Origin of the sequence: Confluentibacter citreus, assembly GCF_002807055.1 — a bacterium.
Taxonomy (GTDB): Bacteria; Bacteroidota; Bacteroidia; order Flavobacteriales; family Flavobacteriaceae; genus Confluentibacter; species Confluentibacter citreus.
In genome coordinates, this window is the sequence record NZ_NIXN01000001.1 from 23,336 (window position 1) to 45,678 (window position 22,343).

Here is a 22,343-nt window from a genome sequence, read left to right on the forward strand (position 1 = left end):
ATGCCTTTTTTACATCCATAAAACGTTTAGTTATTATTAAGGGCATCAAGATCTTCTAAATTTTTAAATAGCTTTTCTAAAAACTGTTCTCTATCTTTTTTATATAACTTTCTATAATTTGTATAAAATTTTTGAATTTGATCTTCCTTTTCTTGGAGCAAATTCATAACGTCTTTTATTTTACTAATTCTATAATAGTGATTATTATAGAAAAGAACATGAATCGATTGCTCACCGAATACATAATAAACCCTTTGATTATGAAACCTTTCGGATTTGCTTTTTAGATATTTTACGTAAAATGTGTAATTATTTCCTTTATAAGCTTCTTTAAAAAATCCATTTCCATAAAATGGAGTAAGATCTTGATTTTCAGTAATTTTATAAAATTTATACCCTTCTATTTTAAACTCATCAACTAATTCATTATTTAATTTTAAATAATTATGCATTTGATTAAGATACTCTACAACCAAAAAATCATATAATAAATCATACTTCATTTTAACATTAAAATAGGGTTGGCCATTATAGATAATATCTCCAAGTATGTATTCATCTTTACTGAAAAATTTATGATTCCCTTTTTTAAAATTCATATATCTATCAACATATTCTGCTCCATTAAAAATGCCATTATTGTAATAACTATCAAATGAATCAAACAACTTGTAGTTTTGGTTGTTTGAAATTTCAGACTGAGAAAATATAAGATTGGATATTAAAAAAATATGAAGAAAAAAGGTGGTGGGATAGTTGGTCATTAAATTCATTTTTTAAATATAATTATTTTTTTTATTTAAAAAACTGAAAGACAATTATTTAATAAGATAAATGCATATATGTTTTCGATTGACCTGGGAATAAACAAAAAACCCATTTCATTAATGGGTTTTTTGTTTTAAATTAAAATATATCATTTAACCATAACGTCTTCTCTAATCTGGGTCTTTGAAGTTGTGGATGTCATAGCGTTATTTTTAATTTTAAAAGCCTCAACATTAGCTTTCACTTCTGCTCCTGTTCCTGTAAAATTTTCGTAGCTGGTAGATGTTTCTCCATTTTTAGTGACAACCGTTGTTACTACTGCTTTATAGGTACCATCTTCATTTTCCATCATATCTACCTTAACTTCTTTAGAAACTAATTCTTTTGACACATCATTACTTGAAACATACGCTGTCATAATTTCATCTGAAGATAAAGCAATACTTGGTGCGATTACCAAGGCTACAACAGACATTAATTTTAACAATATATTTAATGAAGGTCCAGACGTATCTTTAAATGGATCCCCAACAGTATCACCTACTACAGCTGCTTTATGGGCATCGCTACCTTTACGTCCGTCTGCTTCTATCATTTTCTTGGCATTATCCCAAGCACCACCTGCATTTGATTGGAAAATAGCCATTAACACTCCACAGGTAGTAACTCCCGCCAATAAACCTCCTAACATTTCTGCACCACCAATAAACCCTACGGCTACTGGAACAGCAATGGCTAATAACCCTGGCAACACCATTTCTCTAATAGATGCTTTTGTTGAAATGTCAACACATTTTTCATATTCCGCATAACCATCGGCAGCATCAAAAATAGCACGATCCTCTGGAGTTGCTTTACTCATATCGGAATCGTATTTGCGCATCACTACCAAAGCCGCTTTTAACTGAGGAATGTCCCTAAATTGACGACGCACCTCTTCAATCATGGCCATAGCAGCTCTACCCACAGCATTCATCGATAATGCAGAGAACACAAAAGGCAACATACCACCAACCAATAAACCAGCCATAATATCTGGCTTAGATACATCAATAGAGCTAACATTCGCTACTTTCATAAAAGCAGCAAACAAAGCCAACGCTGTTAAAGCTGCAGAAGCAATAGCAAATCCTTTACCAATAGCGGCTGTTGTATTACCAACAGCATCTAATTTATCGGTACGCTCACGCACTTCATGAGGTAATTCTGCCATTTCAGCAATACCACCAGCATTATCAGAAATAGGTCCGTAAGCATCAACCGCTAACTGAATGCCTGTATTGGCTAGCATACCAACGGCAGCAATCGCAATACCATAAAGTCCTGCAAAATGGTGTGATACCAAAATAGCAGCTGCAATGAATAAAATTGGGAACATAGTAGACATCATACCAACACCTAAACCGGCAATAATATTTGTAGCTGCGCCTGTTTCAGATTGCTTAACAATGGAACTTACTGGTTTGGTTCCAGTTCCTGTATAATATTCCGTTATTTTTCCAACTGCTAAACCAGCAAGTAGGCCTGCAAGGGTAGCTAAAAAAACACCTAATGAGGTGTATTCAACACCACTATAAACCCATGTTTCAGGAATTAACGCATCAATAATAAAATAGGATGCTAAAACCATTAATCCTGCTGACCCAAACTCTCCAATATTTAAAGCTGTTTGTGGATTACCTCCATCCTTAACTTTCACGAAAAATGTTCCGATAATGGACATAACGATACCAACAGCAGCTAGCACCAATGGTAAATACACAGCGCCTAAACCAGCAAAATCTGGCGTAATTATAAAAGCACCCAACACCATGGTTCCAATAATAGAACCTACATACGATTCAAATAAATCGGCTCCCATACCAGCAACATCACCTACATTATCACCCACATTATCCGCAATAGTTGCAGGGTTTAAAGGATGATCTTCAGGGATTCCAGCTTCTACTTTTCCAACTAAATCGGCTCCAACATCGGCTGCTTTGGTATAAATACCGCCTCCAACACGAGCAAACAACGCAATGGATGATGCGCCTAAAGAAAATCCAGAAAGCACATTTAACACCAAACCTAAATTATCTGCCCCAGGCCATATTACTTGATATATAGCAAAAAGGCCACTTAAGCCTAAAACGCCTAACCCAACAACACCTAATCCCATGACGGCACCTCCAGCAAAAGCGACTTCAAGAGCTTTGCCTAAAGAGGTTCTTGCTGCTTGGGTGGTTCTAACATTGGCTTTAGTCGCTACCTTCATGCCTATAAAACCTGCCAAAGCCGAACAAATGGCCCCAACAACAAATGATACAGCAACCATGCCGTTTGAACCTACTTCATTGCTTCCTTTAAAAAACAACAAAATAGCCACAGCAATGACGAAAATTGATAAAATTTTATACTCTGCTTTAAGAAAGGACATAGCGCCATCGGCAATGCTTTTGGCAATCCTTATCATTCTTTCATTACCTTGCTCTTGCTTGGTAACCCATGCGCTTTTCACAAAAACAAATAAAAGTCCTAAAACACCAAAAAGCGGTAAAAAGTTCACTATTAATTCCATATTAGTTTAGTTAGTTTATGAATATTTTTTTAACGTGGCTAAAAATAGTAAAATATAAGTGATAAAAAAAACCACCTTAAATTTAAGATGGTTCATTTTTTTGATGATTTTTTATTAATCCTTCATTTAGATAGTAAATGTTCTTTTTTTCTTGTGTTCACTGTCATCATATCGTTGTACACATCTATGATAAATCTCAATGGCTTCTTCAGCATTGCCCCATCCGCCGGTATCAACTTTTTTCTTTTCTAAATCTTTGTATACTTGAAAGAAATGCTCTATTTCTTTTAACCTATGCGGATTTAAATCGCTTATATCATGGTTTTTGCTCCAAATGGGGTCTGATACAGGTACACAAATGATTTTTTCATCCGGCCCTTTTTCATCTGTCATGTGGAATACACCGATTGGTCGCACTTCCATGACTACCATAGGATACGTTGGTTGATGTCCCAATACCAAAACATCTAGTGGATCTTGGTCTAACGCCAATGTTTCCGGTATAAATCCGTAATCTCCTGGATACATCATTGACGAAAATAACATACGGTCAAATCTGATTTTGTGTAATGTGAAATCGTATTCATATTTATTTCTACTTCCTTTTGGTATTTCTATTAATACATCAAAAGTTACTGGTTTGTCTTCGCTCATAGCTAATATTTTTTAATGCTCTTTTACCCTTTCTCAATGGTAACGTATATTTAAGACTGCAAATTTACTGAAGACTTATACGTTTAACAACAAAAAGAACTTGTTTTCTGTATAATTATTATTAGTTAACAATGTGTCAATTCTTATACTAAATTATTGACTTATATATAAAAAAAACACCCAAAATGGGTGTTCTTTCTATTTTTATGGATGTTAATTAATAATAGTCATTATGGTTATTATTCATAGTGTAATTAAAAACTTTGGTAAAAGTATATTTAATTAAAATCCGCACAAAAGATTTTATTGCATTTTAGATTATAAGATGAAATCCTCGTTTAAAAACTCTGGGAATGCCAATGGTCGTTAAAATTGAACGTAACAAATTCTTCTTTGTTTTTTTTATACGGACAAATTAATCTAAAATAGAGAGATGTCTTTAATCTAAATGTAACAAAGCTTCTAAATAATCACGATTGTTAGAGAGCCTAGATATTTTGTGTTGTCCTCCCAATTTATTATTTTGTTTTAACCAATCATAAAACAAATGCTCTCTTGCTACATGTATGATAGGCTTATTAAGCGTTATATTATTATAACGTTTTGCTTCGTAATCTGAATTTAATGCCTTTAATGCGTTATCAAATAATTCATTAAAATAATTAATATCTTCTGGCGGTGTTTTAAACTCTATAAGCCACTCGTGTCCTCCCTTTTCTTTACCTTCCATAAAAATAGGCGCTGCTGTATAATCTACAATTTCGGCTTTGGTAAGTTTACAAACTTTTTTAAGAGCTTGTTCGGCATTTTCAATGATGAGTTCTTCACCAAACACATTAATGTGGCTTCTTGTTCGTCCTGTAATTTTAATTCGATACGGACTCAATGATGTAAATCTAACCGTATCACCTACTTTATAGCGCCAAAGCCCTGCATTGGTTGTAATGATTATGGCGTAATTTTTATGTAATTCCACCTCACTTAATGGAATGGCTTTTTCTTCACTTAAACCATATACTTCCATGGGAATAAATTCATAGAAAATACCATAATCCAACATCAATAATAATTCATTGGAGTTATTTTGGTCTTGAATGGCAAAAAAACCTTCAGATGCATTATAAATCTCATAATATCTAAATCCTTTCTTAGGCAATAGTGTTTTATACTGGTTGGCATATGGCGTAAAGCTCACTCCGCCATGAAAATACACTTCTAAATTGGGCCAAACTTCAAACAAATTTTGCTTTCCTGTAGTCTCCAAAACATTGTTAAGCAAGACCAACATCCAAGAAGGCACGCCTGCTAAACTGGTGACATTTTCAAGAATGGTTTCATCTACAATGGCCTGCATTTTATGCTCCCAATCGCTCATTAAAGATACTTTGTTACTCGGCGTGCTGCTAAACTCTGCCCAAAAAGGCATGTTATCAATTAAAATAGCCGACAAATCACCAAATATGGTCCCATTTTCTTTGTATAATTCCTTGCTTCCTCCAAGTCTTAAACTTTTCCCCGTGAACAATTGAGAATTTTCATTGTTATTTAAATACATACATAACAAATCCTTGCTGGCAGCATAATGACAATCTTCCAAAGATTCTGCACTTACGGGAATAAATTTGCTTTTAGACTTTGTAGTGCCACTAGATTTAGCAAACCATCTTATGGGTGTTGGCCAAAAAATATTGTTTTCGCCATTTCTAGTTCGCTCAATAATATGTTGACATCCTTCGTAATTGGTTATTGGTACTCTTTCTGCAAATGTTCTGTAGTTGTGAATGGATGCAAAATCATATTGTTTTCCAAAATGGGTGTCCTTAGCAACATCAATTAAACTTAAAAGTAATTCGTTTTGTACTTCATTAGGGTATTTTAAAAACAATTCTATTTGGTGAAATCGCTTTTTTAAGAACCAAGAAGCAATAGAATTCACTAACGGATTCGACATATTTATTTTATCTTTAATTTTTTAAAAATAATACTTTTTTTCATGACTTTTGAAGGTGTTTTAACAAAAATGGAAAGTGAATTTTCACATCCTATACAGTACTATTTGGTATTTGAGACTGATTTTTTGAATATGAACCAGTTACTCAATAAAACCATAACCATTCAATTCATTAAATACCAATGTTTAAACTGTGGGTTGGACAAACCTCTTTACAGACAAGGTTTTTGTAAAAGTTGTTTTTTTGATGTTCCCCAGGCGGCGGATTGGGTGATGCGCCCAGAGTTAAGTACCGCACATTTAAATCAAGAAGACCGGGATTTAGAGTATGAAAAGAAAGTGCAACTGCAGCCGCACATAGTATATTTAGCAAATTCAAGCAATGTAAAAGTGGGTGTGACAAGAAAAAGCCAAGTGCCCACACGCTGGATAGACCAAGGGGCGCACGAAGCCATTGAAATTGTTGAAGTTCCAAACAGATATTTAGCTGGCATCACCGAAGTGGCCTTAAAAGATTATGTAAGCGATAAAACCAATTGGCGCAGCATGCTTAAAAACGATATTAAAGATGAAGATTTGGTGGAATGGCGAGAGCGTATAAAACAATATATTCCTGATGAAGCCAAAGACTATTTTATTGCGAGCAACTCTGAAACCAATATAGAGTTTCCAGTGCATAAATATCCCGTAAACCCAAAAAGCTTGAATTTGGAAAAAGAACACACCTATACAGGAAAACTAGTAGGCATAAAAGGACAGTACCTCATTTTTGAAGATGATACCGTTTTTAATATCCGGGGTAACGAAGGCTTGGTTGTTGGAATTTCCGTAAATTAGTTTACCGTATCTTTCTTCTTGTTACCTAACAATCCGCCAAGTACATTTCTAACTGCGTCTTTTGTTGGATTGGTTTTGGTGGTATCTGTTTTCACAGTAGTGGTATCCGTCTTGGTTTTGTTACCGCCAATAAGCCCTCCTAAAACATCCTTAACAGCATTGTTTTGTTGTGTTTTAAGGGAGTCTGTTTTGGATTTATTGCCACTTATTAAATCCCCGAGCATGCCTTGTACTTTATCTTTTCCTTGATTCAGTAATTTTTGTTTCTCAATCTCAACAAGTTGCTTGGTTAAATTGGTAACACCGCTTGTTAAATCGGTTTTAACAGTTGGGCTGGTAAAAGTACCACCAATGTTCGCCGTTACAGGAATGGTGATGTTATTGGCTTGTTCGTTATCTATTTTACCAATAAGTCGGTTGACATCGCTACCCAAATATTTTGCAGGCACATTAAATACGGCACTATAACCTATGGCTTTATCAAAACCATGAGAACCAGAAACATCAATAGTAATATCTTGATATTTAAGTTGAAATGGTTTCACACTCACTTTTCCATCGGCAAACGCAATGCTGGTTTTTAAATCTTTTAAATCTAGTTTGTTAAAATCAACGAATGATAATGAGCCCGCTAGTTTGGTCAATAATTCACTCTGATTTGAATTTAATTCCGTACCCAATAATTCTGCTAAAAGATCTCCAGAAACGGTACTTAAATTTGGCGTGAATTCTTTATCTAAATCTCCAGATAAGCCAATCGTTGTATTTAATTTCCCTTGTAAAAACTTAGCAATGGGCGCTAAATTTTGAAACAAATCCAACCCTTTAAACGCTTCTGAAATATCAAAACCATTAGCTCCTAGATTAAAACTAAATGTAGGTGTTTCGTTTTTTGTAGATACACTACCATTAAGCGCCAATTTACCATTAAACAAATTGGATGTGACATCTTTTATGGTTGCCTGTTGGTCTTTAATTAAAAGCGTTCCCATCACATCCTTTAGATTCAAATTATCGTACACAACCGTTTTTGCCACAGCACTAATGGTACAATCTAAAAACTGTGGAATTTTTAATGTTTCGGTATTTGTGGTTTTTGCCTCAGTTTTGGCTTCTGTAGGTTTATCATCTGACATAAAATCCTTTACCACAAAATTATTTGAATATAATTCAAAATTACCTTGCAAGGTTTTATCACTCATCACAAATCCCAATAAATTTTGAATAGTTCCTTTGGCACTTAAATCACTTTGTCCTGTTTTTGCATCAAAAGTATTAAGTGTTACGGTTGACGGATTGAAAGTCATATCCATTTTTGAAATGTTCATGGGCTTATTCATGGCATCGGACGTGAATACAAAATTGGTGATGTTCATATTTCCAGAAGCCTTAATACGGTCATAAGCATTAGCATCAATAGCTTCCATATCAAAAGAGGTATTGATATTGGCTTTTAAAATGCCACTTAAGGGGGCATCTAATTCTATTGGATAGGCTTTGGTTAGATTCCCAAGGTTTAAAACACCATCAATCACGGCGTTTACAAACATATTGCCTGTAATGTTATTAAGCAATATAGACGATTTAAAAACATCATTATCAATTTTAAAATTCAATGCCTTGATATCCACATAAGTGTCATCAACGTTACCCGTGGTATTTTTTATGGACGTATCAATAACAATATCTTCCACCTTTTTCGGTAAATCCGGATACTTAAACGAGGCATTATTTGAGGTAATATTGATATCTAAAGTCGGAATGGTTTCCTCAGTCACCTTCCCTTTTATAATGCCTTTGACTTTAAAATCACCCGTAGTTTCAACATTTTCAATATTTTTTGAATACGCTTCTGGAATCACTGCCAAAAAGCTTTTAAAAGACGATTCTGGATTTTCAAAAGTGATATCTATATCTTGTCCCTCTTCCAAAAGTTGCACATAGCCTTTAAATTCTATGGGCAATTTATTGATGTAACCTGTATTATCTTTAAACGTGTATTTACTATTTGGTAAGTCCATCCCAATTAAGGCATCCAATTTAATACGATTATTATTTAGGTAATTGGTGCTGTCCATAGTTAAACTTAAATTGGCTTCGGTTTTAGTATCTAACTCCGATTTATCAGCAGAAAAAATGCCTTTCCCTTCATGATTCAACTCTGTAATTTGAAGACTGATATCAGACTCTTCACTTAAATACATGATGGCACTGTTATTTATTTTGTAATCTTGAATATCAAAAGAGAAATTGCCCGAACTTGTTTCTTCCGATGGGTTTTCATCTTCTTTTGTAATATCGTAGTTGTTGTTTCCGTATTTATCGGTTTTTAAGGTAAGCAAGGCTTCATCTACAGCAATAGAGTTGATAACGATGGGTTCTTCATCCGCATTTTTAAACAATTCTTTTACCGACATGGTAAACGATATATTTTTTGAAGTAATAAATGTCTCGTCTTTAAAAGGCTCGAAATTGGTAATTATTAAATCGCTTACACTCACATGTGCCTTAGGGAAACTTCTTATAAAACTTAAGCTGACATCATTAAATTCCACATGTGCATTCAAGTTTTGGTTTATAAACTTTTTGACCATATTTTGTATCTGCGATTGAAATAAAAACGGTGCAGCAATCAATAGAATGATAACTACAAGTAATGTTATGCCCGTAATTTTTAAAGCTTTTTTCATCTGTAAATATTTATTTTATTTTTAAGGTCATATGGTATCGCCTTATTTTTATTGGTGTTGGTTTGAAACAAACTTGTAATTAGGGGCGATTTCATAATAATTTATTTTTCATTTGGAGTCGAAAAAATACATCTAAAATAAGATACGTAAAATTGGCACTAAAAGATGAATTATTATCTTATTTTATGTTAAAACCGTATTCTAAATTTTACAATAAGGCAATTTCTTCGTTTACCTGCAATTTAAACCTTTTTCTAAAAATATAAACACCCAAATACATAAAAGGTGTATCGAAAATGGCAATTAACCATTTAAACACCACACCACTTATTAATAATCCGTTAAATTTTTCCCATTCAATAATATCAAAAGAACACAGTAAAAATACAATGGTAAAGGTATCTATGAATTGCGAACAGAACGTCGATCCATTATTGCGTAACCACAAGTGTTTCCCTTTAGTAAGTTGTTTCCAGAAATGGTAAATTTGAATATCTATAAACTGTGCAAATAAATAGGCTAGCATACTTGCGGTTACTGCAATAGCAGTGCTGCCAAAAACGGTTTTAAACATGCCATTTGTTACGGGCGACCAACTGGTTGCTGGCACGGCATTGGACACCAACACAATGCCCAAAGAAAAAATAGATGCAAAAATACCAGCAATGACCACTTGATTGGCGCGCTTTTTACCATAGATCTCGCTTATTAAATCCGTTATTAAAAAGGTGATGGGATACGGCAAAATACCAACCGAAATCTCAAAAAGTTTCGTTCCAAAAATCTCTATGTTGAACGGATACCAATAGAAAAACTTCTGAAATATTAAATTGGAAACCACGAGCGAGGTTATAAATAACGCACCCAAAAGCATGTAAATACGCTGGGCGGCAAGTTTGTCTTTCAAGGTCATAGCAATATGTTTTCTGTCATTTTTAAAAGTTCTTCTCTTGATGCTTCTCGATACAAATTTGTTACGTTGCCCTTCACAAATTCACTCGAAGTGACATTTAGGTTTGCTGTTTATTTATAGTTACATTGTCAGTTCGAGTGCTTCAAAATTTTCTTTGAAGTGTATCGAGAACAATTTGTGAATAAATACGCCTTGTAAATATAAAGGAAACCATTTACTTTTTATTATTTTGCTTAAACTATGAAGCTACCAACAACATTTTACATTGCCTTAGGAAGCAATAAAGGCGATAAATTTAAAAACCTACAGGATGCTGTTAACGCCATTCATAAAACCATTGGGCAAATAAAACACATCTCTAGGGTTTACAAATCGCCGGCATTTGGTTTTGATGGCGACGACTTTTTAAATGCCGTGTTGGTTGTAGAAAGCCATTTGTTAGCTGAAGACTTATTAAATGACTTATTAGTCATTGAAAAAAGCTTGGGGCGCACAAGAAACACTAAAGGCGTTTATGAAGCACGCCCAATAGATTTGGATATTATTTTTGCTGATAACCTCATCATTGATTCCGAAAACCTAAAAATCCCGCACCCTCATTTAGGTAAACGCCGGTTTGTATTGCAACCGCTAAACGAGGTGGATCCCAAAATGAAACATCCTGAAAACGGCAAAGAGATTTCTGAATTACTTAATGACTGTGACGATAAAACCGTTTTGGAGTTCATTAATATGTGGTTGAAAAACCCTAGTAAAGCCTACAATTTTTCTAAATACAATTACATCGCTATTGAAGGGAATATTGGTGTAGGTAAAACCAGTTTGTCCACGCAAATAGCACACGATTTTAATGCCAAACTCATTTTGGAACGCTTTGCCGACAATCCGTTTTTAGCCAAGTTTTACGAAGAACCCAAACGTTATGCCTTTACTTTAGAAATGAGTTTTTTGGCTGACCGCTACCAACAAATAACGGACGATTTATCGCAGCTCGATTTGTTTAAGGACTTTATTATTAGTGATTACGATGTCTTTAAATCGCTTATCTTCTCTAAAATTACACTGCAAGAAGATGAGTTTAATTTGTACAGAAAACTGTTTTACCTCATGTACAAAGACTTACGGAAACCCGATTTATATGTGTTTTTACACCAAAGCACTGAACGTTTACAGGAAAACATTAAAAGCCGCGGGCGTGATTACGAGCTCAACATTAAAAACGAGTATCTGGAAAAAATAAATGCTGGTTATCTGGAGTTTTTAAAAAGCCAACAAGATTTTAACGTGAAGATTATTGATATCTCCAACAAAGATTTTGTTGAAAATAGAGCGGATTATTTATGGGTTTTGGGGGAGATTTGTGGGTGAAGAAATAAGTGAAAAGTGAATGGTGAAAAGTGAAAAGTTTGTGACGTGACTGTTTTACGAATTACCTTAGGATGAAGTTTGGTGGGAATTTAGCTTTTATTGTTGAAATAATGACAGTAGGCGGGTTTAGCGGGAATTAGGAACTTATCGCTGAGCTTCTTTTACAGCTATAACAACTAATTTTATGTAATAAGTTATTACTACAATTAAAAGCCAAATATTTAAAATGATCACAAAATTTTCAAACCAGCTGCTCCCCCAATAATTTAACATTTGATCTTTGATTGCAAAATATTCATATATAAATGGAGCAAGGAAAATCAAAAATAATGGCCATGTTAATATTGTTGTTAATATTCCAACTTTGCCATTGTGGAAGAACTTTTCATTTATTTCTTCCGAAAGAGAAAACGGCATTACAGATCGCAAAACTATATTAGAATAAAAAGATTTTTCTACAAGACTTGGTTCAAGCTTAAAATATCTAATTCCTATCTCACGAATATTATCTATAACAATAGCTCTTTGTACATTTAAAGTTGCAAACTGAAGAAGCATAAATGTAAAGATTATTGGAATGCATAATTTGAGGAAGTGGTTGTTGGTTTCAAGGCTTATGAAACCCAAATCTATATTATTGAAAAAATTAAAATCAATTCCAAAATGAATAATCACAAGTACTAATAACCAAAGTTGAATCTTATGATTTTCACTTTTAACTGATTCTAATTTTTCTAATAATTTATAGAAGTAGTCCTTTATTTTATCTTCTCCATTCGACTTTATGAAATCAACTATTTGTTTTTTGCTCATTCAATTATAGCTTTTTGTTGACAACGATATAGATATGACTTTGTTTTCCCTGAATACTTAACATCCATCAATAAACGAATTTAAATATTTAAAGTTTAAAAATCAAACAAAATTGTAAGCTATGTTTGTCGAGTGAAATTCTTTTTCAAGAATCTTGTATCGAGAACCAAAGCTAGAGAAATTAACTGAGAAAGCAGGAATCCACATTGAAGTTATAATTATTAAGAGATTCAGTAACAAGTACGGAATGCAACATAACTTTATTGAAAAGAAATCCCTTTTTGATTATTACTATAATTAAAAGGTTTAAAATATTCTCCCATCACTTGACAATTGACATTCACATTGGTGCCTATGGCATTACCAAAAATACTCGCCACAGCAGAATCTGCCGCATCCCTTCCATTGGAAATTTTTACCAATCCATTGAGGGGGGCTAATTTTGTAGAATCAAAAATGATCCAATTCCCATCTATATATACTTCCATGCAGGCATGAAAATCCTGTGGATTTAATTGATACGCATACCCCGTAAAATATCTTGCTGGAATGGATAATGCCCTGCACAACGCAATACCTAAATGGGCAAAATCACGACACACACCCACGCGTTCTGTAATGGTATTTATGGCAGAGGTTTGTGAATTGGTACTACCCAGAGTGTATTCAATATTGCAGTGAATCCATTCGGTTATTGCCACAATTTTTTCGTAAACCGAACCGTAATGTCCGAATTCCTTAAAAGCAAACTTCATTAATTGATCGGACTGGCAATATCTACTGGGATAAAGAAACGACACAATATAGCTATCCAATTCTACTACAGGCACTGTTTTAGCCGAAGCGCTTTCGTCAATGATGGTATAATTCATCTCTACAACCGCAGAATAGGTTAATGTAAAATTAGTGGCTTGTTGTACTTTAAGGCGAATAAACCTGGAATTACCATCGTGCGAGGTATATTGCTCTAAATTCATTTGTGGCTCAATGTCGAGTTTTTCTTCCAAAACTCGTTGACTATTGGTGTTTAATGCTTGAATATTAAAAATGAATGTTGTGGGTCCGTTTACAACATAAGAAAGTGAACTGTTTACATTGAATTTCATATGTGGATATTATTTGTTTTTAAAAGTCGTATGAATCGCTTATGACGATTACATATTAATTTTTGTTGATTGTTTTATTGGCGGCATCTTTCATCCAATCTTCTGGAAGCTCATATAACACCTGTTTCAATTTAGTGTCCCATAACTGTGACATCTCTTTCATATCGCTTGCCGTATATCTGTTTTCACTCATATGGTAGGCATCTTTTTCATAAAGAACCACATCAATAGGAAATCCCACATCGTTAGAACTTAATCGGGTAGAATCAAAGGAAAGAAAGCCTGCCTTCAGTGCTTGTTTAAGTGTAAAATCGCTATTTAACACTCTATTTAATAATGTTTTACCATACCCCGAATTACCAATGATGACAAATGGCGAATCATCATTTACTTCCACCCAGTTTCCTTGGGAATAGATTAAAAACAGTTTATGCTCTTCATCATCTTTTAGCTGACCTCCAATGATGGTATTAAGATTAAATTTTAGCCCTGCTTTTTCGAGTGCTTGTTCATCTTCTGCAGCGACCCGTTTTACTTGTTCGCCAAAGGCATTAACTGCTTTATACATTTTATTGTAATGTGTGATGCTGCCTTCACTAAACAATTCTTCAAAATACACAACCGCCTTATCTCGAACCGATCTCAACCCACTGGTCATGATGAACAAAGAATGCTTTTCTCTTTGTTGGACATATATCTTTTTTTTAGTGGATTTATTGGTTCCAGAAGTTATTCTTGTGTCTGCAATGGCAACCAATCCTTCTTTGGTTTTAATCCCTAAGCAATACGTCATAGCATTAAATTTTCTTATATAACGCTAAATATATTACATAAGGCTATGGCAATATTTATACAATTATCAAAAAATATAACATGATTAATGGTAAGAAAATATCTCTATTAATAGAACAGCAATAAGAATAGTTAGGCAAAAATAGAATTATTCGAAAGTATTGTCCCTCCTAAATTTTATATTAAAATCTAAATTAGTAAGACAACGCCACAACCATTCTACGGGGCCGTAATAATATTTTTTATTCCAATAAACACTTGCAAAAGCTTGGATTATGAAAATTAAAATACCGAGTATGACGCTCCAAGTGGATCCTAAATATTTATACATAGCCAATCCGAAACCATAAAAGAACACCACCCCAAACACGGCTTGAAACATATAATTTGTTAAGCTTAATTTCCCGTAGGCAGCCAAAAGGCTAAAAATATTGGCTTTTTTAACCTTTATATAAATCAGACAAAAAAGAACTACAAATATGGATGTTATAGCTAGATTGGTTAATGATGATAAGAATGTATTTAAAAACTGTTTTTGAAGACCGGCTAGCCCTGAATTTTGAAATGTATAATCCATAAAAGTCAGTAATACATAGGCAACAAAACTATAAGTTAAAACCCTGTAAAATCTTTTTTTATTGTCTTCAATATGATGGAATGTATAGTTTCTACCTAAAATGATCCCCACAATAAAAAGTGCCAAAAGTTGCAGATACCTGCCATTTTCTATGGTCCAAGACCATACAGATTGTCTTCCTTTCCAAAAATTGTATTTTACAACGTCCCAAAAATTGCCAGAGGCATATATCTCATTGCCTTCATCAAAGTAATTTTTTAAAAGAGGCGTATATTGATAATTAGAGTCTATTAAGGTTTGCGTAAAACTATATATAATTGGAATTTGTAACACCAACAATACAGCAATCATCCAAAGATATTTTGTTTTTAAATTATAAATAACAATGATTGGAAAAGACAAAAGCGCATAAATATGAAGGATATCGCCTCTATATATTAATGAATGAAAAAAACCGATAATGAGAAGAACCATCATTCGCCATGCAAAAGTGTTCCGATAATCTATACCAATTTTGGCCTTATTATCTATTTGTATAAATAAACTTAGCCCAAATAATAAAGCAAAAATGGAATATGCCTTACCGCTAATTAACAAAAAGACGGTATCCATGACATTTTTATCAAAAGCATTCGAAAAAATAAAATTGACTTCTGGATCTTTAAAAAGCTCTAAATGTTCAACATAATGAATTATAATAATGAGAAATAAGGCAAATCCGCGAAGCGCATCTATAATGATGATTCTTTCATTTTTCATGGTTAGTTGATTAGAACCATAAAAATATTTAGAATTTTTGATTTTACAAAAATTAAGATTTCACCTTCATTTTCGAAAAAATATCCCAAATAACCACACCAACGCTCACCGAAATATTTAAAGAATGTTTGGTGCCATATTGTGGAATTTCAATTACCAAATCACTGGCATTCACCACCTCTTGGGCAACGCCTTTTACTTCATTACCAAAAACCAAGGCGTATGTTGTCTGTTGTTGGGGTGCAAAATCGTTTAGCATGGTAGCGTTTTCTGCTTGTTCGATGGCACAGACTTTTACACCATCAGCTTTTAGCTTATCCACTAATGTTTTCGTGTTTTCAACATATTCCCAAACAACGGTTTCGGTGCTTCCCAAGGCCGTTTTATGAATATCTTTATGTGGTGGCGTCGCGGTGATGCCGCAGAGATAAATCTTTTCTATTAAAAAGGCATCGCTGGTCCTGAATACTGAACCAATATTATTCAGGCTTCTTATATTATCGAGAATGATGATGAGTGGTGTTTTAGCAACTTCTTTAAAGTCGTTGACACTCAATCGGTCTAATTCGCTGTTTTTTAGTTTACGCATGTTTGTCGTTTTCCGTCATTGCTTCTCCCGATAGCTATCGGGAGAAGCAATCTCACGAAGTAGAACTACAATTAAGCAGATTGCTTCGTCGTGCCTCCTCGCAATGACGAGTACATTGTTAATAATTGTAGATAACTTCTGTTATTTCAATTTCAAAAAAAATCAAAATAATGCTACATTAGCAATCTTACAATCCTGATACCTATCGGGACAAAAATAATACTAAAAAACCACTTTACCTTGTCAAAAAAAGAAACCCCTTTAATGAAACAATATAATGCTATTAAAGCAAAGTATCCAGATGCTTTACTATTGTTTCGTGTGGGCGATTTTTATGAAACCTTTGGTGAAGATGCCATAAAAACGGCAGGGATTTTAGGCATTATTTTAACCAAGCGTGGTGCTGGTAGTGAAAGTGAAATTGAGCTTGCTGGGTTTCCGCACCACTCCATAAACAACTATTTGCCAAAGCTTGTAAAGGCTGGGGAACGTGTGGCTATTTGTGACCAACTAGAAGACCCAAAACTGACTAAAGATATCGTAAAGCGTGGTGTTACCGAACTGGTAACGCCTGGTGTGGCTTTAAATGATGAAGTTTTAATATCAAAATCCAATAACTTTTTGTGTTCAGTTTATTTTGATAAAAATTACATCGGCGTATCTTTTTTAGATATTTCCACGGGCGAGTTTTTAACATCACAAGGAAATGCCGAATATATTGATAAGCTGTTACAGAATTTCAGCCCCAGTGAAGTCTTGGTTTCCAAACAAAAGCGAACCCTTTTCAACGACACCTTTGGCAAAAATTTCCACACCTTTTACATGGAAGATTGGGTCTATCAAGCCGATTATGCCTATGAAACGCTTATAAAACATTTCAACACAAAAACGCTTAAAGGTTTTGGTATTGAAGATTTGTACGAGGGCATTATTGCTTCGGGCTCTATTCTTCATTATTTAAATGAAACGCAACATCATAAACTTCAACACATTGCTTCAATTTCTAGAATTGCTGAAGACGATTATGTTTGGATGGATAAATTTACCATCAGGAATTTAGAGCTTTATAATTCTACAAACAACAATGCCGTCACGCTTTTAAGTGTGATTGATAAAACCATTTCGCCTATGGGCGGACGTATGTTAAAGCGTTGGTTGGCATTGCCATTAAAAAATATTGATAAAATCAAGCAACGCCATGATGTGGTTGGTTTTTTTATGAATGAACAAACCGTTCTTCAAAAAATCCAAAATCACATCAAACATATTGGCGATTTGGAACGGTTAATTTCTAAAGTGGCTACAGGAAAAGTGAATCCACGAGAGGTTATTCAGCTTAAAAATTCTTTGGAAGCGATTGTTCCCATTAAAGCGTTATCTGCTAATTGCACCAATGAATCGCTTAAAATTATTGGTGACACCCTGCAAAGCTGCGATGTTCTTCGATCTAAAATAAAGGAGATGCTTAATGAAGATGCGCCTGTGAATGTTTTAAAAGGACATACGATCGCGGCTGGATTTTCGGCCGAATTGGATGAGTTACGTGGTTTATCAAAATCGGGGAAAGATTATTTAGATACCATGCTTCAACGTGAAATGGAACGCACAGGCATTACATCGCTTAAAATCGACTCCAATAATGTTTTTGGATATTATATTGAAGTCAGAAACACACATAAAGACAAGGTTCCGACCGAATGGATTCGCAAACAAACCTTGGTAAGTGCCGAACGCTACATTACCGAAGAGCTTAAAGAATACGAATCCAAGATTTTAGGTGCCGAAGACCGGATTCTAGCCATAGAACAACAATTGTTTTCTGAACTTGTCATGTGGCTCAATCAGTATATAAAACCCATACAGCAAAATGCACATTTAATTGGGCAATTGGATTGTTTGTGTGGATTTGCACAATTGGCAAAAGATAATACTTATGTGCGCCCAACCATCGATGATTCCTTCGATTTAGATATTAAAGATGGCCGCCACCCTGTGATTGAAAAACAACTCCCCATTGGCGAACCTTATATCTCCAATGATGTGTTTTTAAACAGAGGCACCCAGCAAATCATTATGATTACGGGTCCAAATATGTCTGGTAAATCGGCTATTTTACGGCAAACCGCCCTCATTGTTTTATTGGCTCAAATGGGAAGTTTTGTACCTGCAGAGTCTGCAAGGATTGGTTTGGTAGATAAAATTTTCACGAGAGTTGGTGCTAGTGATAATATCTCTATGGGCGAATCGACTTTTATGGTGGAGATGAATGAAACGGCCTCTATTTTAAATAATATTTCTGATAGAAGTTTGGTTTTGCTTGATGAAATTGGTCGTGGAACGAGTACCTATGATGGTATTTCCATTGCATGGGCCATTAGCGAGTATTTGCACGAACATCCATCAAAACCAAAAACGTTATTTGCAACGCATTATCATGAATTAAATGAAATGACCGAAACCTTTGGTCGTATTAAAAACTTCAACGTCTCCGTAAAAGAATTAAAAGACAATGTGTTGTTTTTAAGAAAATTGGTTGAAGGCGGTAGCGAACACAGTTTTGGTATCCATGTCGCAAAAATGGCTGGCATGCCGCAACAAGTTTTACATCGCGCCAACCAAGTTTTGAAGAAATTAGAGAAATCGCACTCCAGTGAAGCACTAACAGATAAGGTGAAGTCCTTAAATAATGAGATGCAATTAAGCTTTTTCAATCTAGACGATCCCATCCTTGAAAATATTAAAGAAGAAATATTACATATTGATATTGATACACTTACACCTGTGGAGGCACTTATGAAATTGAATGAAATTAAACGTATGTTGGTAAAGAAAAAAAGGGCTTAGAAATAAAAAATATTATTTTAATAAAAAGCCTTTGGTTTTAGTATAAAAATTTTAAATTTGCATCCGCTATCGAAAGATTAGCACGTTCATAAATACATACGCGAAAATAGCTCAGTTGGTAGAGCGCCACCTTGCCAAGGTGGAGGTCGCGGGTTCGAATCCCGTTTTTCGCTCTGAAATTTATAAAAATTCCATGCTGAGGTGGTGGAATTGGTAGACACGTTGGACTTAAAATCCAATGGCCATTAGGCTGTACGGGTTCAAGTCCCGTCCTCAGTACTAAAGCCTTTACAAGAAATTGTAGAGGCTTTTTTTATTTTTTTTCTTCAAATATGCATTCTCCATTTACAGGAAAACAAACGAGAGGTTTTTTTACTTCAATTCACTAAACATTAATTCGTTTTTAGCGTCTAAGAAAGTCAACTTTTAAATAAAATCGATTTGCAGTAATAGATTTTCGCATGCGCTGTTAAGGTCATTTTTAGCCCAAAATGGAGACATTAACTCTATTTTGTCTCCTTCTGATGTAGAAGAATTTATACATCCAAAATAAACAACACTTTAAAAAATTAAAAACCTTCTTGCCAGATAAAAAATTATGCTTATTTTTGCATAACAGAACAGAACAGAACGGATAAGTGAATTTAAATATAAATTTCAATAGTGACATTCCAAAGTACCAGCAGTTAGTTAATGCCATTAATGATGCACTTTCTAACAATTCGCTGACTAGCGGAGATGCCTTGCCTTCTGTAAATAGTATATGTAACAGTTATAACCTCTCAAGAGACACCGTTTTTAAGGCTTATACGATTTTAAAGGAAAATAGCGTTATAGAGTCTGTACCCAACAAAGGCTATTATGTTACCAACGACACTCGAAAAGTGCTTTTGGTATTAGATACTTTTAAGGCTTATAAAGAGGTTTTATACCATTCTTTTGTAAATAATTTACCGAAAAATGTTATTGTAGATGTACAGTTTCATCATTACAACATCAATAACTTTAAAACTATTTTAAATAATGGTAAGGGTAAATATTATAAATTTGTAGTAATGAGTTTTAATCATAAGGATGTACCAATGGTATTATCTGAATTTGATGATGAAAAACTACTTTTAATCGATTGGAATATCCATTCAAATGGAACAAAAAATTTTGTATTTCAAGATTTTGGCAAATCGTTTTATGAGGCTTTAAAAGAAGCCACTGTTCCTTTTAAAAAATATAAGAAACTCGTTTTTGTTTATCCAACATTCACAAACCATCCAACAGAATCGCTTACTTATTTTAAAATGTTTTGTGAAGCCTATAGTTTTAAATATAAAATCATTACAAACACGGACGAATTTAAGGTGACAAAAGGCGAAGCTTATATAAGTGTAAGCGATAGAGTTTTAGGAATGTTTTTAGAACAATGTAGAACCAAAGGTTTCGAACCCGGAATGGACGTAGGTTTCTTATCATATAACGAAACACCCATGAAACAATTTATATATAAAGGTATTTCTGTTATTTCAACCGATTTTCAAGAATTAGGCGCTAAAGCCGCTGCTTTTATAAAACAAGATAAACCAGTACAAAGTTATATACCAACAACATTAATATTAAGAGAATCATTGTAGATTATGTATTATTTAGGATTAGACATAGGAAGTTCTTCCATTAAAGCGGCTATCGTTGAAATAGCAACAGGAAAAAGTATTGGCGTGGTTCAAGAACCAGAACAAGAAATGGGCATGTTTGCTCAAAAAAATGGTTGGGCAGAACAAAAACCTGAAGATTGGTGGGTGCATATATGTAATGCCATTACCCGATTAAAAAAACAATATAATATTTCCAGAACCCAAATAAAAGGCATTGGTATTTCTTATCAAATGCACGGTTTGGTTATTGTGGACAATGAGGGTAAACCACTCCGTAAAAGTATCATTTGGTGTGATAGTAGAGCGGTAGAAATTGGCAATAAGGCTTTTGAAGACATTGGCGAAGACATCTGTTCATCACAATTACTTAACTCGCCAGCAAACTTTACAGCATCCAAATTAAAATGGGTAAGAGACAATGAACCAGAACTCTACAAAAAAATTTACAAGTTCATGCTTCCTGGCGATTTTATTGCTTACAAGTTTTCAAACGTTATAAATACGACCATTTCTGGACTTTCTGAAGGCATTTTTTGGGATTTTGAAAATAATTCCGTGGCCGATTTTCTTCTAGAATATTATGGCATAGAGAAATCATTAGTCCCTGATATTGTTGATACCTTTGGCTTACAATCTGTTGTAAATGAAAAAGGGGAAGCCGAAAGTGGTATTGCTGCAGGCACACCTATTTATTATAGAGCAGGTGACCAACCAAATAATGCCTTATCTTTAAATGTCTTTAATCCAGGTGAAGTAGCAGCAACAGGAGGAACCTCTGGCGTTGTTTACGCTGTAACCGATAGTTTATCTGTTAAAGAAAGCGCCCGTGTTAACAATTTTGCTCACGTTAATTACAAAAAGAATGCAGCGGCTAGAATTGGTAAATTATTATGTATCAATGGTGCTGGTATTCAATATAGATGGTTGCTAAATAATTTGGATGTAGATTCTTATGAAGAAATGAATAACTTAGCATCCAGTATCACGGTAGGGTCTGATGGGGTGTGTTTAATCCCATTTGGCAATGGCGCAGAACGCATGCTAAACAATAAAGAAATAGGCACCAGAATCGTAAATTTAAACCTTAACAACCATCATAAAGGACATATTTGTAGAGCTGCTTTAGAAGGGATTGCGTTTTCATTTGTTTATGGGATGGAAATTTTAAAATCTGATGGCATAGAAGCAAAAGTTATTAGAGCAGGTAATGATAATTTATTCCGTTCTGATATCTTTGCAAATACGGTAGCAACATTAATTGAGCAAGAGATAGAAATATATAATACGACAGGTGCCATTGGTGCTGCGCGAGCTGCAGATTTACATAAAGGCGATTTTGAAAGCTTTGGAAAGGCCATTATTGATAACGATCATGTCATGACTTTTATGCCTTTTAAAGATAAAAAGCCGTATCTTGACGCTTATCAAAATTGGAAAAACGAATTAGAAATCATATTAAACAACAAATAAACATTA

At 34.1% G+C, this 22,343-nt stretch carries 16 protein-coding genes and 2 tRNA genes; 7 read left to right on the plus strand and 11 right to left on the minus strand.

Annotated features, from left to right (window positions below; genetic code table 11):
* Positions 1–26 precede the first annotated feature (26 nt).
* The 4 genes from CDH49_RS00095 to CDH49_RS00110 form a co-directional block, all read right to left on the minus strand.
* The gene (locus tag CDH49_RS00095) at positions 27–764 is read right to left on the minus strand and encodes a hypothetical protein (protein WP_157805250.1); all 738 of its coding nucleotides are present in this window, start codon (positions 762–764) and stop codon (positions 27–29) included.
* Between the two features lie 152 nt (positions 765–916).
* Positions 917–3,328: a sodium-translocating pyrophosphatase gene (locus CDH49_RS00100; protein ID WP_100613299.1), complete on the minus strand. Its 2,412-nt coding sequence runs from the start codon at positions 3,326–3,328 to the stop codon at positions 917–919.
* A gap of 126 nt (positions 3,329–3,454) precedes the next feature.
* Complete coding sequence (locus CDH49_RS00105) at positions 3,455–3,982, minus strand: inorganic diphosphatase (RefSeq protein ID WP_100613300.1); 528 nt, start codon at positions 3,980–3,982, stop codon at positions 3,455–3,457.
* Between the two features lie 439 nt (positions 3,983–4,421).
* Positions 4,422–5,933, minus strand: a complete 1,512-nt coding sequence (locus tag CDH49_RS00110; RefSeq protein WP_100613301.1) for a GH3 auxin-responsive promoter family protein — start codon at positions 5,931–5,933, stop codon at positions 4,422–4,424.
* Between the two features lie 42 nt (positions 5,934–5,975).
* Here CDH49_RS00110 and CDH49_RS00115 point away from each other — a divergent pair, with 42 nt between their 5' ends.
* Positions 5,976–6,770, plus strand: coding sequence for a DUF2797 domain-containing protein (locus tag CDH49_RS00115; protein WP_100613302.1), 795 nt, complete (start codon positions 5,976–5,978; stop codon positions 6,768–6,770).
* On the opposite strand, the gene CDH49_RS00120 is transcribed toward CDH49_RS00115, so the two are convergent.
* Both CDH49_RS00120 and CDH49_RS00125 read right to left on the minus strand, forming a co-directional pair.
* On the minus strand, positions 6,767–9,460 hold the full coding sequence (locus tag CDH49_RS00120) for an AsmA-like C-terminal region-containing protein (protein ID WP_100613303.1): 2,694 nt from the start codon (positions 9,458–9,460) through the stop codon (positions 6,767–6,769). The genes CDH49_RS00115 and CDH49_RS00120 overlap by 4 nt on opposite strands.
* Before the next feature lie 208 nt (positions 9,461–9,668).
* On the minus strand, positions 9,669–10,373 hold the full coding sequence (locus tag CDH49_RS00125; protein WP_100613304.1) for a queuosine precursor transporter: 705 nt from the start codon (positions 10,371–10,373) through the stop codon (positions 9,669–9,671).
* A gap of 240 nt (positions 10,374–10,613) precedes the next feature.
* Between CDH49_RS00125 and folK the strand changes: the two genes are divergently transcribed.
* Positions 10,614–11,741: a 2-amino-4-hydroxy-6-hydroxymethyldihydropteridine diphosphokinase gene (gene folK / locus CDH49_RS00130; protein ID WP_100613305.1), complete on the plus strand. Its 1,128-nt coding sequence runs from the start codon at positions 10,614–10,616 to the stop codon at positions 11,739–11,741.
* Between the two features lie 144 nt (positions 11,742–11,885).
* Here the strand turns inward: folK and CDH49_RS00135 are convergent, their stop codons facing one another.
* From CDH49_RS00135 to CDH49_RS00155, 5 genes are all read right to left on the minus strand, one after another.
* Entirely contained in the window at positions 11,886–12,554 is a 669-nt protein-coding gene (locus CDH49_RS00135; RefSeq protein WP_100613306.1) for a hypothetical protein, read from the minus strand.
* Between the two features lie 260 nt (positions 12,555–12,814).
* Positions 12,815–13,660 carry a transglutaminase-like domain-containing protein gene (locus CDH49_RS00140; RefSeq protein ID WP_100613307.1) on the minus strand — a complete coding sequence of 282 codons (846 nt, stop codon included), beginning with the start codon at positions 13,658–13,660 and terminating at the stop codon, positions 12,815–12,817.
* A gap of 55 nt (positions 13,661–13,715) precedes the next feature.
* Positions 13,716–14,453: a peptidase gene (locus tag CDH49_RS00145; RefSeq protein WP_100613308.1), complete on the minus strand. Its 738-nt coding sequence runs from the start codon at positions 14,451–14,453 to the stop codon at positions 13,716–13,718.
* Positions 14,454–14,600: 147 nt separating this feature from the next.
* On the minus strand, positions 14,601–15,788 hold the full coding sequence (locus tag CDH49_RS00150; RefSeq protein WP_100613309.1) for a DUF418 domain-containing protein: 1,188 nt from the start codon (positions 15,786–15,788) through the stop codon (positions 14,601–14,603).
* 52 nt (positions 15,789–15,840) lie between these two features.
* Complete coding sequence (locus CDH49_RS00155) at positions 15,841–16,377, minus strand: RNA methyltransferase (RefSeq protein ID WP_100613310.1); 537 nt, start codon at positions 16,375–16,377, stop codon at positions 15,841–15,843.
* A 264-nt stretch (positions 16,378–16,641) separates the two neighbouring features.
* Between CDH49_RS00155 and mutS the strand changes: the two genes are divergently transcribed.
* From mutS to CDH49_RS00180, 5 genes are all read left to right on the plus strand, one after another.
* A complete protein-coding gene (gene mutS / locus CDH49_RS00160) occupies positions 16,642–19,221 on the plus strand; it encodes a DNA mismatch repair protein MutS (RefSeq protein ID WP_100613311.1) in 2,580 nt (859 codons plus the stop codon).
* A gap of 100 nt (positions 19,222–19,321) precedes the next feature.
* Positions 19,322–19,394, plus strand: a tRNA-Gly gene (locus CDH49_RS00165).
* 22 nt (positions 19,395–19,416) lie between these two features.
* A tRNA-Leu gene (locus CDH49_RS00170) sits at positions 19,417–19,500 on the plus strand.
* Between the two features lie 359 nt (positions 19,501–19,859).
* On the plus strand, positions 19,860–20,846 hold the full coding sequence (locus CDH49_RS00175) for a GntR family transcriptional regulator (protein ID WP_100613312.1): 987 nt from the start codon (positions 19,860–19,862) through the stop codon (positions 20,844–20,846).
* Positions 20,847–20,849: 3 nt separating this feature from the next.
* Positions 20,850–22,337: a xylulokinase gene (locus tag CDH49_RS00180; RefSeq protein WP_100613313.1), complete on the plus strand. Its 1,488-nt coding sequence runs from the start codon at positions 20,850–20,852 to the stop codon at positions 22,335–22,337.
* Positions 22,338–22,343 lie beyond the last annotated feature (6 nt).